Origin of the sequence: Anaeromyxobacter sp. Red801 (assembly GCF_049201065.2) — a bacterium.
Lineage (GTDB): Bacteria > Myxococcota > Myxococcia > Myxococcales > Anaeromyxobacteraceae > Anaeromyxobacter.
In genome coordinates, this window is record NZ_CM181236.1 from 4,067,426 (window position 1) to 4,082,250 (window position 14,825).

10 protein-coding genes are annotated in these 14,825 nt (G+C 75.1%); 9 read left to right on the plus strand and 1 reads right to left on the minus strand.

Translation table 11 applies throughout. From position 1 onward, the window contains the following. Positions 1 to 66 precede the first annotated feature (66 nt). From ACOQFB_RS18785 to ACOQFB_RS18805, 5 genes are all read left to right on the plus strand, one after another. Positions 67 to 630, plus strand: coding sequence for a TMEM165/GDT1 family protein (locus tag ACOQFB_RS18785; protein ID WP_059439376.1), 564 nt, complete (start codon positions 67 to 69; stop codon positions 628 to 630). Between the two features lie 82 nt (positions 631 to 712). Next, positions 713 to 1,411: an MgtC/SapB family protein gene (locus ACOQFB_RS18790; RefSeq protein ID WP_059439377.1), complete on the plus strand. Its 699-nt coding sequence runs from the start codon at positions 713 to 715 to the stop codon at positions 1,409 to 1,411. A 112-nt stretch (positions 1,412 to 1,523) separates the two neighbouring features. Further along, entirely contained in the window at positions 1,524 to 5,810 is a 4,287-nt protein-coding gene (locus tag ACOQFB_RS18795; protein ID WP_421609080.1) for a DUF3857 domain-containing protein, read from the plus strand. Positions 5,811 to 5,917: 107 nt separating this feature from the next. Further along, positions 5,918 to 6,409 carry a hypothetical protein gene (locus tag ACOQFB_RS18800; protein WP_421609081.1) on the plus strand — a complete coding sequence of 164 codons (492 nt, stop codon included), beginning with the start codon at positions 5,918 to 5,920 and terminating at the stop codon, positions 6,407 to 6,409. 104 nt (positions 6,410 to 6,513) lie between these two features. Continuing rightward, a complete protein-coding gene (locus ACOQFB_RS18805) occupies positions 6,514 to 8,622 on the plus strand; it encodes a TonB-dependent receptor (RefSeq protein ID WP_421609082.1) in 2,109 nt (702 codons plus the stop codon). 85 nt (positions 8,623 to 8,707) lie between these two features. On the opposite strand, the gene ACOQFB_RS18810 is transcribed toward ACOQFB_RS18805, so the two are convergent. After that, a complete protein-coding gene (locus tag ACOQFB_RS18810) occupies positions 8,708 to 10,405 on the minus strand; it encodes a DUF8614 domain-containing protein (RefSeq protein WP_059439456.1) in 1,698 nt (565 codons plus the stop codon). A gap of 131 nt (positions 10,406 to 10,536) precedes the next feature. On the opposite strand from ACOQFB_RS18810, the gene ACOQFB_RS18815 reads away from it, so the two are divergent. From ACOQFB_RS18815 to ACOQFB_RS18830, 4 genes are all read left to right on the plus strand, one after another. Further along, positions 10,537 to 11,025, plus strand: coding sequence for a MarR family winged helix-turn-helix transcriptional regulator (locus tag ACOQFB_RS18815; RefSeq protein ID WP_421609083.1), 489 nt, complete (start codon positions 10,537 to 10,539; stop codon positions 11,023 to 11,025). A gap of 468 nt (positions 11,026 to 11,493) precedes the next feature. Beyond that, positions 11,494 to 12,618, plus strand: a complete 1,125-nt coding sequence (locus ACOQFB_RS18820) for a hydrogenase small subunit (protein ID WP_059436607.1) — start codon at positions 11,494 to 11,496, stop codon at positions 12,616 to 12,618. Between the two features lie 5 nt (positions 12,619 to 12,623). Next, the gene (gene hybA, locus ACOQFB_RS18825; protein WP_421609084.1) at positions 12,624 to 13,577 is read left to right on the plus strand and encodes a hydrogenase 2 operon protein HybA; all 954 of its coding nucleotides are present in this window, start codon (positions 12,624 to 12,626) and stop codon (positions 13,575 to 13,577) included. Next, a complete protein-coding gene (locus tag ACOQFB_RS18830) occupies positions 13,574 to 14,818 on the plus strand; it encodes an NrfD/PsrC family molybdoenzyme membrane anchor subunit (protein WP_494492314.1) in 1,245 nt (414 codons plus the stop codon). The genes hybA and ACOQFB_RS18830 overlap by 4 nt, the downstream gene beginning before the upstream one ends. The last annotated feature ends 7 nt before the right edge of the window (positions 14,819 to 14,825 follow it).

A 14,825-nucleotide genomic window follows, 5' to 3' on the forward strand; every position in this document is an offset into this window, starting at 1 on the left:
GCCGATAGGCTTTGACCCGCCCGCGCCGGTCCGGTATCCGTGCGCTCCCCGCCCGCGCGGCCCACCATGGAATCCATCCTCGGATCGTTCCTGCTCGTCGCCGCGAGCGAGATGGGCGACAAGACCCAGCTCCTCGCGTTCTCGCTCGCCACGCGCTTCCGGAAGCCCTGGCCCATCATGGCCGGCATCCTGGTGGCGACGCTCGCGAACCACGGCCTGGCCTCGTCGCTCGGCGCGTGGATCTCGGCGAACGTGCCGGCCCGCATGCTGGCCGGCGTGCTCGCGCTCACGTTCCTGCTGTTCGGCATCTGGACGCTGCGCCCGGACTCGCTCGAGGCGTCGAAGGGGCCGGAGCGCTTCGGCGCGTTCCTCACCACCGCCGTCCTCTTCTTCCTCGCCGAGATGGGGGACAAGACGCAGCTCGCCACGGTGGCGCTCGCCGCCCGCTACGGCGACGTGATCCGGGTCACCGCGGGCACGACGCTGGGCATGCTCGCGGCGGACGGGCTGGCGGTGTTCCTGGGCGAGAAGCTCGCCGCGCGCGTCTCCTCGGCGCGCATCCGCTGGGCGGCGGCCGGCCTGTTCTTCGTGTTCGGGCTCATCTCGGCCTGGGCGGCGCTGTTCGGCTGAGCCGCGCCCGGGACCGGCGCGGCGGGCGCGGCGGGCGGGTCGCGAGCTTGCGCCCGGCCGCCCGAGGGGCGAACCTTCGGGCGTGACGCCCGCGTTCGACGCCGAGAACCTCCGCATCCTGGGCCACCTGTGCGTCGCGCTCGTGGTGGGCGGCGCGATCGGCATCGAGCGCTCGTACCACGGGCGCCCGGCGGGGTTCCGGACGCACGCGCTCGTGTGCCTCGCGTCGAGCCTCCTCATGCTGCTGACGCTGTACCAGCAGCGGTGGTTCCCCTCCGCCGAGACGGTGCGGCTCGACCCCACGCGCATGGCGCAGGGCATCATGACCGGCATCGGCTTCCTCGGCGCCGGCGTGATCTTCAAGGAGGGGATCACCGTCCGCGGCCTCACCACCGCGGCGTCCATCTGGATCACCTCCGCCATCGGCGTGATGGTGGGCAGCGGCATGTACTTCCCCGCGCTCGCCGCGACCGTGCTGACGCTGGGCGTGCTCTCCGGGTTCCGGCTGATCGAGGCGCGCCTGCCCGCGCACCAGTACGCCGCCCACCGCCTGCGCTTCGACCGCGGCGACGCGCTCGGCGAGGACGCGGTGCGCGAGCTCCTCGCGCGCCACGGCTGCAAGGTGAGCTCGATGTCGTGGCGGCTCACCGACGAGGGGCGCTGCGTGGAGTACCGGATGACGGTCCGCACCTCCGACGCGCGCAACTTCTCCCGGCTGGCCGCGACGCTGCAGGACCTGCCGGTGGTGCGCGAGTTCGTGCTCTCGCCCGCCGGCGACTGACGGCGCCGCCCCTCCGTCGAGCCCCGGCCGCGAGGCGCCCGGCTGCGCGCACGCTGGCGCGCGGGGCGGGTCTCCTCCACAATGAGGGACCCCCAGCACCGGTGCGTCCCACATGACCCTCCGTCTCCTCCCCGCGCTCGCCGCCGCGAGCCTGTCCCTCCTCGCCGCTCGCGCCGGCGCCGCCGACGCGCCGTGGGAGGGCGCGCCGTTCTCCGCCGATCCGAAGGCGATGCTCGCCGCCGCGCAGGCGCTCGCGCCGCCCAAGGCGGCCGGGGTGGACGTGCTGCTGGAGGAGGGCCGGTTCCGCTACGACGCGCGCGGCGCGCTCACGCTCGAGCACCGGCTGGTGTTCCGGCTCCTCACCGCCGAGGCGGCGCGGAGCTGGTCGCGGGTGGAGCGGTCCTACGCGCCCTGGCAGCAGGCGCGGCCGGAGCTGCGGGCCCGCGTGATCACCGCCCAGGGCGAGGTGCACGAGCTCGACCCGTCCACGCTCACCGAGCAGGGCGTCGCCGACCGCGCCGACCTCATGTACTCCGACCGGCGCGTGGTGGCCGGGCCGCTGCCGGCGGTGCGGGCCGGCTCGCTCGTCGAGGAGCTGATCGTCGTCCGCGACACCGCGCCCAGCTTCGACGGCGGCACGAGCGCGCGCTTCTTCCTGGCGCAGGCGCTGCCGGCGCGGCGCATCCGCGTCGAGGTGGCCGCGCCCGCCGAGCTCCCGCTGCGCTGGGTGGTGCGCGGGACCGACGCGGCGCCCAGGGAGACGAAGGATCGCGGCGAGCGGCGGCTGGTGATCGACCGCCGCGACGTGCCGGGCTGGACCGCGGTGGAGCCGGGCGCGCCCCGCGACACGCCGCCCGCGCCCTACCTGGCCTTCGGCTGGGGGCGCTCCTGGGCGGACGTGTCCGCGCGCTACGCGGCCTCGTGGGAGCGCCAGCTCGCGGGCAGCGATCTCGCCGCGGCGACGCGGGAGGCGCTCGGCGCGGGCAAGGCGCCGGACCGCGCCGAGGCGGTGCGCCGCGTGGTGGCCTGGGTCCACCGCAACGTGCGCTACACCGGGCTCGAGTTGGGCGAGGCGGCGCTGGTGCCGGCCGCGCCGGACGAGGTGCTGAAGCGGCGCTACGGCGACTGCAAGGACCTGTCGCTCCTGGTCGCGGGCATGCTGCGCGCCGCCGGCCACGACGCGCGCCTGGCGCTGGTGCGCACCGACTGGCACGAGGTGAACCCGGAGCTGCCCGGCATCTCGCAGTTCGACCACGTGGTGGTGCGGGTGGAGGGCTCGCCGGCCATCTGGGTGGACGCGACCGACCCGTACACGCCTCCCGGCGTGCTGCCGCCCGCGGTGGAGGGGCGGCTGGCGCTGGTGACGCCCGGCGGCCGCGAGCTGGTCCGCACGCCGGAGCGCGGCGCGGCGGACAACCGGGTGCGCATCGTGCGCGAGCTGTTCATGGCCGAGAGCGGGCGCGGGCGGATCCGCGAGACGCGCGAGCTGGTGGGCGCGCTGGCCGCGACCGAGCGCGCGTTCCGCGAGCGGATCCCGCCGGAGCGGCGCGACGAGGTGGCCGAGCACTACGCGAAGGAGGTGCTCCGCGCCGCGGAGGTCCTCGCCGCCACCACCGAGGGGCTGGACGATCCGTCGGCGCCGCTGCGGCTGGTGGTGGACGCGAAGGACACGGACGCGGTCCGCACCGCCGACGACGAGGCGGAGCTGCCGGTCACGCCCGACCAGGTGTTCGACGCGCTCCCGGGCTTCCTCACCGGCGATCCCGAGGGCCACGGCGCGGCCCCGCCGGCGAAGCGCACCGCCGACCTGCTCCTGGTCGTGCCGTACCAGTGGGAGGTGACCTACCGCATCCACGTGCCGGACGGCTTCGAGCCCCGCCCGCTGCCGGCGAGCACCACCGAGCGCTTCGGCCCGGCCACCTACGCGCAGGCGTACGCGCGCGAGCCGGACGGCACGGTGACCGCCACCTTCCGGTTCGACACCGGCGGCCGCCGCCTGTCGGCGGCGGACGCGGCCAGGCTCGGCAAGCGCGCCCGCGAGGTGGTGCGCGGCAGCTCGCCCACCGTCGCGCTCGACCGGACCGCCGCCGCCCTCCTCGCGGCCGGCAAGGTGCCGGAGGCGCTCGGCGAGATGCGCCGGCTCGCGGCGCTCCATCCGAAGGAGGCGCTCCACCACGTCCAGCTCGCGGCCGCGCTGGTGCGGCTCGGGTTCTCCGAGCAGGCCGCGGCGGAGGTCCGCCAGGCCATCGCGCTCGAGCCGGACAGCGCCTGGGCGCACCGCATCCTGGGGTGGATCCTGCAGCACGACGCGGTGGGCCGCTACCAGGGGCCGGGCCACGATCGCGCCGGCGCGCTCGCCGCGTACCGGAAGGCGAAGGACCTCGACCCGGACCACGCCGGCGGCCGGGCCGCGCTCGCCGAGCTGCTCGCGCGCGAGGCGAACGGCGCGCCCGCGGCGACCATCGGTGAGGCCATCGAGGAGTACGAGGCCATCCGCTCCGACCTCCACGAGCAGGCCTTCGACGGCCCCTACCTGCGCACGCTGTTCGACGCCGGCCGCGACGCCGGCGCCGAGAAGCTCGCGCGCGACATGCCGCGCGGGCGCGAGCGCGACGGGCTCCTCCTCGCCGCGGTGGCGATGCAGCGGGGCGCGCCGGCCGCCGAGGAGGAGTCGCGCGGCATGGGCGACGGGCGCCGCGACGCGCTCCGCGACGCCGCCCGCCTGATGGTGGGGCGCCGCAGCTACGCGCCCGCCGCGGCGCTCGCCGGCGCGGCGGCGCAGGGCGCGCCCAACGCGGCCGAGATCCGCCAGCAGGCCGACCTGTTCCAGGGGCTGAAGCCGTGGGAGACGCTCGCGCCGCAGGGCAGCGAGGCGGCGCGGCTGGTGAAGCGCCTGTTCGTGGCGGCGATCCGCTCGCCGGAGCCGGCCCGCGAGCTGCCGGGCATGGTGGCCCGCGCGCGGCTGGGGCCGGAGCTGGCGCGGATCGCCGACCAGGGCCTGGGCGGGCCGATCGCCGGCGCGCGCCGCTCCCTGCACGAGCAGGGGATCCCGCCGGACGTGCTGCTCGACCTGGTGCTCTCGCGGGTGGAGCTGCTGGAGGACGGCGATCCCCGCGCCGCGGTCCGGGTCCGGGTCCAGTTCCCGTTCACCCCGGGTGATGGCCGCTCGGCCGTGTTCGTGGTGCGGGAGGGCAAGGAGCCGAAGGTGCTCGCCACCGACACCGCCTGGCCCATCCTCGGCGCCGAGGCGCTCCGGCTGGCCGCCGCGGGCGACCTCGCCGGCGCGCGCCGCTGGCTCGACTGGGCCCGCGAGACGCTCCCCGGGGCGGAGTCGGATCCGTCCACCCCGGCCGGCGTGCTGGCGCGGCTGTGGCGGCCGGGGGCCGAGGTCGGCGCGCCCGAGGTGCGGCGCGCCGCCGCGGCGGTGCTGGCCTGGGCCGACGAGGCCGGGCGATCCATCGCCACCCTCTCCGAGGCGCGCGGGCAGGCGACCGATCCCGCCGAGCGCCGGGCGCTCGGCTTCGCGCTGGCGCAGGCGTACCGCGCCGCCGGCAAGCGCGAGGACCAGCTCCGCGTCGCGCGCGAGCTGCTCCAGGACGACCCGGCCTCGCGCGAGGCGTTCGCGCTCGGGGCCGTGGCGCTCGCCGAGCTGAAGCGCCCCGCCGAGCTGGAGGCGCTCGCCGCCGGCGTGCTGCAGCGCCTGCCCGACGATCCCGACGTGCTCGGGCTGCTCGGCAACCTGCGGCTCGGGGCCGGCAACGTGGACGAGGCGGCGAAGGCGTTCCGGCGGCTCATCGACGGCGGCAAGGCGAGCCCGCTCGTGCTCAACAACGCGGCCTGGCTGGAGCTGTTCCGCGCCACGCCCGGCAAGGACGCGCTGGACTGGGCCCGGCGCGCGGTGGAGGGCGAGCGCGGGCAGAACCACCCGTCGCTCAACACGCTCGCCGCCATCTACGCCGCGAGCGGCCAGCCGGCGGAGGCCCGCGAGGTGTTCCTGCGCTCGCTGGACGTGGGCGGCGACGCGCTCGAGCCGGCGGACTGGTTCGTGTTCGGCCGGATCGCCGAGGCCTGGGGCGTGCCCGAGGCGGCGCGCGCCGCCTACGCGCGGGTGGCGCCGGATCCGCAGGATCCCACCGCCCCGCACACGCTCGCGCAGCGCCGGCTGGCGCTGCTCGGCCCGGCGCCGGCCCCGGCCGCGCCCGGCGCCGCGAAGCCGGCGGTCGAGGCGCCCGCCGCCCAGCCCGTGCCCGCGGCCGCCCCCGCGCCGGCCGCGGCACCGGCCACGCCGTCCCCGCCCGCGAAGCCCGACGGCGCGAAGCCGGGGAAGAAGGCGCCGGCGCGGAAGAGGCCCGCGCCCCCGCCGCCGAAGGCCCCCGCGGCCGGCGAGCGGCCCGCGTAGGCGGCACGCTGCACGGTGCGTGAACCCGCCCCCAGGCGGGGGCGCATCGTCGCGCGGCAACCACGGACCTTGCGTCCGGCCGCCCCGGCCGCGAGAGTGGCAGGTCCATGCTCGCCGCCGCCGCCGGCCGCCCCGCCGCCCGCGTCGCCGCCGCGCTCCTCGCGCTGGCGCTCTCGGGCGGCGTGCGCCTGCTGCCGGACCGGCCCGTCTCCGGGCCGCACCGGTGCTCGTGCCGCGCCCACGGCGAGGATCACCTCTGCGCCTGCGCGATCTGCAACGCCCAGGCGCGCCGGGCCCGGAGGACGGCCCGGCCCGAGGACCTGCCCCCCTGCCACCGCGACGCGGCCCGCCGGGCGGCGGCGCAGGAGGAGGCGCAGGCGCGGCGCGCGGCGCTGCCGGGCCTCCTGCCGACCTGCGGCGATCCGGAGGGCGGGCTGGCCGCCCCCGGCGCGCTGGATCCGTTCTCGGTGCCCGCCCGGCCGGCGCTCGCGCTGGCGGAGTGGCGCAGCACGTGCCCGGCCCCGGCCGCGATCGCGCCGGAGCGGGCGCCGCGCCCCGCCGTGCCGCCGCCGAGGCCGCCCGCCGCGCGCGCCTGCTGAACCGGCGCGCCCCGCACCATCACGAAGCGTGAACCTGCGGCCGCGGCCGCCGGCGCGAGCCGGCGTGCGCGCGGCGGACGTGTACCCGTCTGTCCGGAGGACCGATGTCCAGGAACTGGAAGCTCGCGCGGCTCGTGGCCGCGCTGACGCTCCTCCCCGCGCCCGGCGCGGCGGAGGAGCCCGCGGCGGAGCCGCGGACCGAGGTGCTGCTGGAGGAGATCGTGGTGAAGTCGCGGCGCGAGCCGCGCGCCGACGGGCTGGAGGTCCGCGAGGTGCGCGAGACGCCGGCCCGGGACCTGGGCGAGGCGCTCGAGCAGGGGCTCGGCGTCGGCAAGGTCCGCAAGGCGGGGATCGCGAGCGACGTGGTGCTGCGCGGCCTGAAGCGGGACGACGTGAACGTGCTGGTGGACGGCACGCGCACGCACGGCGCCTGCCCGTCGCGCATGGACCCGCCCGCGTTCCACCTCGACTGGGCCGAGGTGGACGGGGTGGAGGTGCGGCGCGGGCCGTTCGACGTGAGCCAGCCGGGCGGGCTCGGCGGCGTGGTGGACGTGCGCACCCGCGGCGCGCGCCCGGGCCCGGGCGCCGAGGTGAACCTGGGCGCGGGCTCGTTCGGCGCGACGGAGAGCAGCGCCGTCGCGTCGTACGGCGGCGGGCGCGCCTCGCTGCTGCTGGGCGGCGCGTTCAAGCGGAGCGACCCGTACCTCGCCGGCGACGGGCGGAACATCACCGAGGTCATCCCGGCGACGAGCACCGGCCGTTACCGGGACACCTCGGATCACCAGACCGCGTACGACGTCCGGAGCGGCTGGGCCAAGGTGGGCCTGGTGCCGGCGGAGGGGCAGCAGCTCGAGCTCGGCTACACGCGCCAGGAGGCGGACGACGTCCTCTACCCGTACCTGCTCATGGACGGCATCCGGGACGACACCGACCGGGTGAACGCGACCTGGCGCGCCGGCGCGCTCGGGCCGCTCGCCTCGGCGCGGGCGCAGCTCTACTGGACGCGGGTGGCGCACGACATGGACGACCGCGATCGCTGCAGCTCCGCGGCGGACCCGGCCGCCTGCGCCGGCGGGCTCGCCGAGGCCTGGTCGATGCGCACCGAGGCGCGCACGCGCACGCTGGGCGCGAAGCTGGAGGCCGGCCTGGGCGGCGCCGGCGCGGCGCTCGAGGCGAGGATCGGGGCCGACCTCGTCGTCCGCAACTGGGACAACGAGACCATCCGCGTGCGGCGGGCCATGCCCGGCCAGCCGTACGTCGGGGAGGCGTCGATCCCCGACGTCACCCAGACCACCGGCGGCGTCTACGCCGAGCTGCGCCGCGCGCTCGCGCCGTCGGTGCGCGCCACCGCCGGCGCGCGCCTCGACGTGGCCGAGTCCTACGCCGGCGTGGACCGGCGCGACTTCTACGCCACCTGGCGGCCGGACAGCTCGCCGGAGCGCTTGCGCACCGACCTGCTCCTCGCCGGCAACGTCCAGCTCGACTGGGACGCGGCGCGCGGCCTGACCGTGTTCGCCGGGTACGGCCACGGCACGCGCCTGCCGGATCCGCAGGAGCGCTACATGGCGCTCGCCGGCCTGATGGGCAAGCCGGCGTGGGTGGGCGATCCGTCGCTGCGCCCCACGCGCAGCGACGAGCTGGACGCGGGGCTGCGCTTCACCGCCGACCGGCTGCTCGCGAAGGCGCAGGTGTTCCACGCCTGGCTCGCCGACGAGATCACGCTGGTGCCGCTCGCGCTGCCGAGCGGCGCGACGGCCAAGACCTACGCCGGCGTCAGCGCGCGCCGGGTGGGCGGCGAGGCCTCGGCGCGGCTGGCGCTGCCGCTGCGGCTCTACGCCGGCGCGGCGGTCGCGTACGTGTGGGCCCGCAACGAGACCGCCGGGACGCCGCTCGCCGAGATCCCGCCGCTGCGCGCGAGCGCGTCGCTGCGGTGGGACGACGGGCGCTTCTTCGCCGAGGCGGAGGAGCAGTGGGCGGCGCGGCAGGACCGGGTGGACCCGGCGCTCGGCGAGCGGCCCACCTCGGCGTGGTTCATCACGAACCTGCGCGCCGGCGCCGAGTGGCGCGGGCTGAAGGCGTTCCTGGGCGTGCGCAACCTGCTCGACAAGACCTACGCCGAGCACCTGTCGTACCTGCGGGATCCGTTCGCGGCCGGCGTGAAGGTGCCGGAGCCGGGGCGGACGCTGTACGCGAACCTGCAGTACGCGTTCTGACGGGGCTGCGCCCCGCCCCGCGGGCGGACGCACCGCACCGGGCCGCTCTCGCCCTCACCGGCGGGAGCGGCCCTCCGCGGCGCGGCTACCGCGCCGTGAGCGCGTCGGCCGTGACGAACCGGGGCGCGATGTCCACCGGCAGGTCCTCGATGCGCGCGAGCGCGCGGGCCACCTCGGGCCGCACCACGCCCAGCTTCTCCAGCATGGCCTTCGCCGCGGCGCGGTCGCCCTTCGCCTGGATGGTCATGATCTCGCGCGTGAGCCCGGCGATGGCGCCGCGCATCTTCGCGCCGTCCACCGCGAAGGTCCCGTCCTTGCGCGCCACGATCGCCCCGTGGTCGAGCAGCCAGTTGATCTGGATGGCCATCCCCTTGCCGTGGGCCTCGTTCAGCCCGAAGCGGATCGACCGGAACGCGCCGCACAGGAAGGTGGGGTAGAGCGTGTCGCGCATGCGGCGGTCGAGCTTGCCGTCGTCGAGCAGCTTCTCCAGCGCGAACAGCCCCGCCACGTCGGCCTTCGCCTCCTCGAGCGCGCTGTAGGTCTCCGCCAGCGCGGCGCGGACCGTGACCTCCTGGCCGTCCACGGTGGCGTGGTGCGGGCCGAGCCCGTGCACCAGCTCGTGCATGAGGATGTGCGTGAAGAACGGGTCGAACGCGACGTGGGCCCGGTCCGCCGGCGAGAGCAGCCGCCTCGCCACCGGCAGCAGCACCTTCTGGAACTTCGCCTCCTGCACGTTCTTCAGCATCACCCGCTTCGACCCCATGGTCTTCGTGACCCACTCGTCGTTGGGCAGGTTGTAGGCCGCGGTCTGCACGCCCTTGGCCGCGTCGCCGCCGGCGTAGATCTGGTTGATCACGCGGATGGGCGCGAGCGCGCCGATCTTCGGGTTCTTGAAGGCCGCGTCGATGGGCAGCGCGTCCTCGATGCCCTGCAGCTCGGCGGCGAAGCGGGCCACCTTCCTGGTCTCGGCCTCGTCCCGCACGCCGATGAACGCCTCGAACGCCGCCTTGGCGTTGAACCAGCCGTCCTCGTACACCTCGTACGGCCCGATGGTCGGCTCCACCGCGGAGTCGAGGCGCATCCAGGCCACGTCGGAGTCGCGGTAGGCGTTGCCGACGAACGCGGCCGCGCGCGCCTCGAGGAAGGCGCGCAGCCCGGCGTCCTGGGTCGCCGCGGCCGCCTCGCGCAGCAGCGCGGCCGCCCGCGCCAGCTCGCCCTGGTACTCGAGGCTGTACGGCACCGCCACGAGCTTGCCGGCCGCGTCGCGGCGGACGGTGGTGAAGAAGCCCATGGCCCGATCCTTCTCCTCGGGCGCGAGGCCGGCGGCCCAGCGCTCCACCTCGTCCCTGGTGGCGCCGGCCGGGTAGAGGTTCGCCTGCTGCGGCTTCTCCGGGACGCCGGGGAGGAAGGCGCGGTCCTCCTCGAGCCGATCCCACGGCCCCTTGTTGCGCAGGAACAGCCGGAGCCGCGCCTCGCCGAGCGGGCTGCGATCCTCGAGGAGCCGGAGCAGCAGCGCCTCGTTGCCGGCCCACACCTGGCGCAGGAACAGCGCGTCCATGATCCGGCCGGCCTCGACCAGGCGGGCGAGGACGGTGCGCTCGGACGCGGGCAGCTTCGAGAGATCCACCTTCAGGTCCACCGGCGCGAAGCGGGCCTCGGCGCGGCGGAGCGCGGCGACGCCCGGGGGCGCGGCCTCGGCGGCGCGCGCGGCGACCGGCACGGCGGCGGCGAGGACGGCGAGCGAGGCGAGCAGCGAGGTGAGCGGGTTGCGGACGGCGTTCATGCGGTCTCCTCCAGGAGGTCCCTGTTCTACACCGGGGCCGCGCCGGCGGGCGGGCGGGCGGGCGGCCGCCCCGGCGAGGTCGGGGACCGGTCACCTTGACCTGCGCTCGGCCGCCGTCCTCTACTGGCGGCGTGCCGCTCCCGGACCCCAGCATCGGCCTGCTCGTCCTCACGGCGCGGCAGGGCATCCGCGAGGCGGTCGGCCCGCGCGCGGGCCGGCACCGGCTGACCGTGCAGCAGTACTGGGCGCTGTACTGGCTGCTGCACGAGCCCGGGCTCGCGCCGGGGACGCTCGCCTCGGCGATGCTGCTCGACGCGCCGGCCGGCTCGCGCCTGGTGAGCGAGCTGGTGAAGCGCAAGCTGGTGGAGGCGCGGCCGGACCGCGACGACCGCCGCCGCACGCGGCTGTTCCTGAGCGCGAAGGGCGAGCCGCTGGCCCGCCGGGTCGCCGAGGACGCCGCGCGCTACCACGCCGAGTCGCTCCGCGGCATGGAGCCGGCGGAGGTGGCGGCGCTCCGCTCCGGGCTGCGCAAGCTCATCGAGAACCTGGCCGCGCTGGCCGCGGCGCCCGCGGACGCGGGCGCCGGTCGGCGCGGCGGGCGCGCCGCGCGCGCGGGCTGATCGCGCGGCGCGCGCCGCGTCCCGGCATTTCCCGCGCCACGGAATTGGCGCTTCGCGTGCTCACGGATGGTCAATTCACGCTTTCCGGGCTCCCCGGCCGGTCCCGCACTCCCGGTGCGCGGCGATCCGGTCCTGCGCCCCGGATCCGCTCGGCCGCGGGGGCGAGGCCGGATTTTTTTCGATCCCGGAGCGCGCGCAAATTTTGTATCGGACCGGAACGGTCAATGTTGCGTCGCGGAGTCCAGAAATGCCATTTTTCGGGGTCTCCGTGCGCTTCTGTCCGGGTCGGCGTTGACGCTGGTCAATTCTGGACGCGTCCGCTCGGTGCGCGCCGGCGCGCCTGCGGTGCTTCGTCCCACCGGCCCGTCCGCAAATCGTGCGCCGCCGGGAATCCCGTCTCGTTCCGCAATTTTGCCGCGTTGCAATTCCAATCCGGGGCGATAGTCTCGCGCGCACCCGGAGGACGGAATGGACAATATCGGCTCCCAGATGATCAGCGGCCCGGAGACCAAGGGCGTCTCTCGCCGTGACTTCATCAAGGTGTGCAGCGTCGCTGCCGCCGCCGTCGGCCTGCCCGCTTGGGCCGGCGAGAAGATGGCGGAGAACGTCGGCAAGAAGAAGCCGTCGGTCGTCTGGCTCCACTTCCAGGAGTGCACCGGCTGCACCGAGTCGCTCCTGCGGACCAGCCACCCGGACGTCGGCGCGCTGGTGCTCGACCTGATCTCGGTGGACTACCACGAGACGCTGTTCGCCGCGGCGGGCAAGCAGATCGAGGAGGCGCTCGAGTCCGCGAAGAAGGCGGGCGGCTACGTGCTCGTGGTCGAGGGCGCGATCCCGAAGAAGGACGACGGCATCTACTGCATGGTCGGCGGCAAGACCGCGGTACAGTCGCTGGTCGAGTGCGCCGAGAAGGCCGCGGCGGTGATCTGCATCGGCTCCTGCGCGAGCTGGGGCGGCGTGCCGTCGGCGGCGCCGAACCCGACGCAGGCGGTGGGCGCGCCGGAGATCCTGAAGGAGAAGGGGATCAACAAGCCGGTGGTGACGCTCCCCGGCTGCCCGGCGAACCCGTACAACCTCCTCGGCACCGTGCTGCAGTTCGCGACGTTCGGGACGCTGCCCAAGCTGGACGAGAAGGGCCGCCCCGCGTTCGCCTACGGCCGCGTGATCCACGAGGACTGCCCGCGGCGCCCGCACTTCGACGCCGGCCGCTTCGCGCAGGCCTACGGCGACGAGGGCCACCGCAACGGCTGGTGCCTCTACAAGATCGGCTGCAAGGGACCGCAGACGCACGCCAACTGCTCGCTCCTCTCGTTCTGCGAGGTGCCGGGCGCGTGGCCCATCGGCATCGGCCACCCGTGCGTCGGCTGCACCGAGCAGGGCATCGTCTTCAACGTGCCCATCAACCAGAACCTGCCCATCGAGCACCCCACCGCCCCGATGGCCTACCCGGCCATCCACCCCGAGCACGGGGTGGTGGGCGGCAGCCCGGTCGCGGTCGGCCTGGGCGGCGCGGTGATCGGCGCCCTGGTCGGCGCGGGCGTGGTGGCCTCCCGGAAGATGGCGGCCGCCGACGACGCAGACGGGAAGGAGTAGCGGCGATGACCATCTCTCGACGAGACCTGCTCAAGGGAGCGGTCGCCGCGGGAGCCGCCGTCGCCATCCCGGCCACGGCGGAGGCCCGGCACGAGATCGAGCCGCTCCCCGACGCGGTGGGCATGCTGTTCGACTCGACGCTGTGCGTGGGCTGCCGCGCCTGCCAGAGCGCCTGCAAGGTGTCGAACAAGCTCCCCGAGGACAAGGTGGAGGCGAACGGCGGCGTCTACGACGCGCCGAACGACCTGAACAGCACCACCAAGAACGTCATCAAGGCGTTCCCCGCCGGCGACACGCAGCACTACATGAAGCAGCAGTGCATGCACTGCGTGGATCCCTCCTGCGTGTCCGTCTGCATGCTGGGCGCGCTGCACAAGGAGGGCGAGGGGAAGCGCGACTTCAAGGGCGAGAAGAAGGGCACCGGCATCGTCCTCTGGGACAAGTGGACCTGCGTCGGCTGCCGCTACTGCCAGATCGGCTGCGCCTTCAACGTCCCGAAGTTCGAGTGGTTCGAGGCGTTCCCCGCCATCGTGAAGTGCGAGCTGTGCCGGCACCGCCGCGACGAGCAGAAGTCCGGCCCGCTCGCGGTCGCGAACCCCGCCTGCTGCGAGGTCTGCCCGCGCGAGGCGGTGATCTTCGGCTACCGCAAGGACCTGCTCGCCGAGGCGAAGCGGCGCGTCGCCGCCGCCCCGCAGCGCTACAACCCGCACGTCTACGGCGAGCACGACGGCGGCGGCACGCAGGTGCTGTACCTCGCCGCCGCCGGGGTGCAGTTCCACGACCTCGGCCTGCCCGACCTCCCCGAGCGCTCGCAGGCGGAGTTCTCGGAGAGCGTCTCGCACGCGCCGTACCTGTACGGCGTGACGCCGATCGCGCTGTACGCGGCGATGGCCTTCGTCATCAACCGCAACAAGAAGAAGGAAGAGGCCGCCGAGCACGGCGAGGAGGGCAAGCGATGAGCGGCCACGACCACCCGCAGGCCATCGGGAAGCTCTTCGACCCCCTCATGAAGGTCCTGCTCGCCGTCTTCGGCGTCTCCGCCCTGGTGATGGCCTACCGGTTCGTCACGGGGATCGGCTCGGTCTCCAACATGACCGACGGCTTCACCTGGGGCATCTGGGAGCCGATCAACGTCGTCGTCTTCACCGGCATCGGCGCCGGCGCCTACGGCGTCGGGCTCCTCTGCTACCTGCTCAACAAGGGCCAGTACCACGGCCTGGTGCGGCCGGCGGTGCTGCTCGGCGCCATCGCGTACACGCTGGGCGGCAGCTCGATCATGATCGCGCTGGGCCGCTACTGGAACGCGGTGACGCTGCCCATCGTCCCGTGGTGGAACCTCAGCTCCGCGCTCCTCGAGGTCGCGGTCTGCGTGATGATGTACGTGATGGTCCTCTGGATCGAGGTGCTGCCGGCGATCTTCGACGGCGCCGCCCAGAGCAAGTCACCCAGGTGGTCCGCCATCGGGAAGCGCTGGGGCGCGCGCATGGCGAAGGCGATGCCGTACATCATCGCGCTCGCCATCCTGCTCCCCACCATGCACCAGAGCTCGCTGGGCGGCCTGTACCTCATCGCCGGCCCGAAGCTCCACCCGTTCTGGCACACCGCGCTGCTCCCCACGCTCTTCCTCGTGTCCTGCCTGTCGATGGGCTACGGCGCGGTGGTGGTGCTGGTGAACATCCTGCGGCTGAACTGGAACGCGAAGCAGGACCAGGCGCTGTTCGCCAGCATGTCGAAGGTGAACGCGGGCTTCCTGCTGCTGTACGTGGTGCTCCGCCTCGGCGACATCGTGCTGCACGGCAAGCTCAGGTTCCTCGGCGCCGACTTCCCCACCTTCCTGTTCCTGGTGGAGATGGCGCTGTTCATCGCGCCGGCCGTCATGTTCGTCATGCCCGGCGTGCAGCGGAACCGCGGCAAGCTGTTCGGCGCCGCGCTCCTGGCCGTGCTCGCCGGCGCCGTCTACCGCGCCGACACGTACATGACCATGTACCGGCCGGCCGGCTGGACCGCCGACGGCAAGTCCATCGCCGCGGGGTGGGACTACTTCCCGTCCGTCGGCGAGACGGTCGTCACCATCGGCATGGCCGCCATCGGCATGGCCATCTTCGTCTTCATCTCCCGTCTGTTCCCCGTCGTCGTCGTCGACCAGGGGAAGAAGTCCACGATCGGCCGCGGCGAGGTCCGGGCCGCTTCCGGCCACTGAGGGGTGC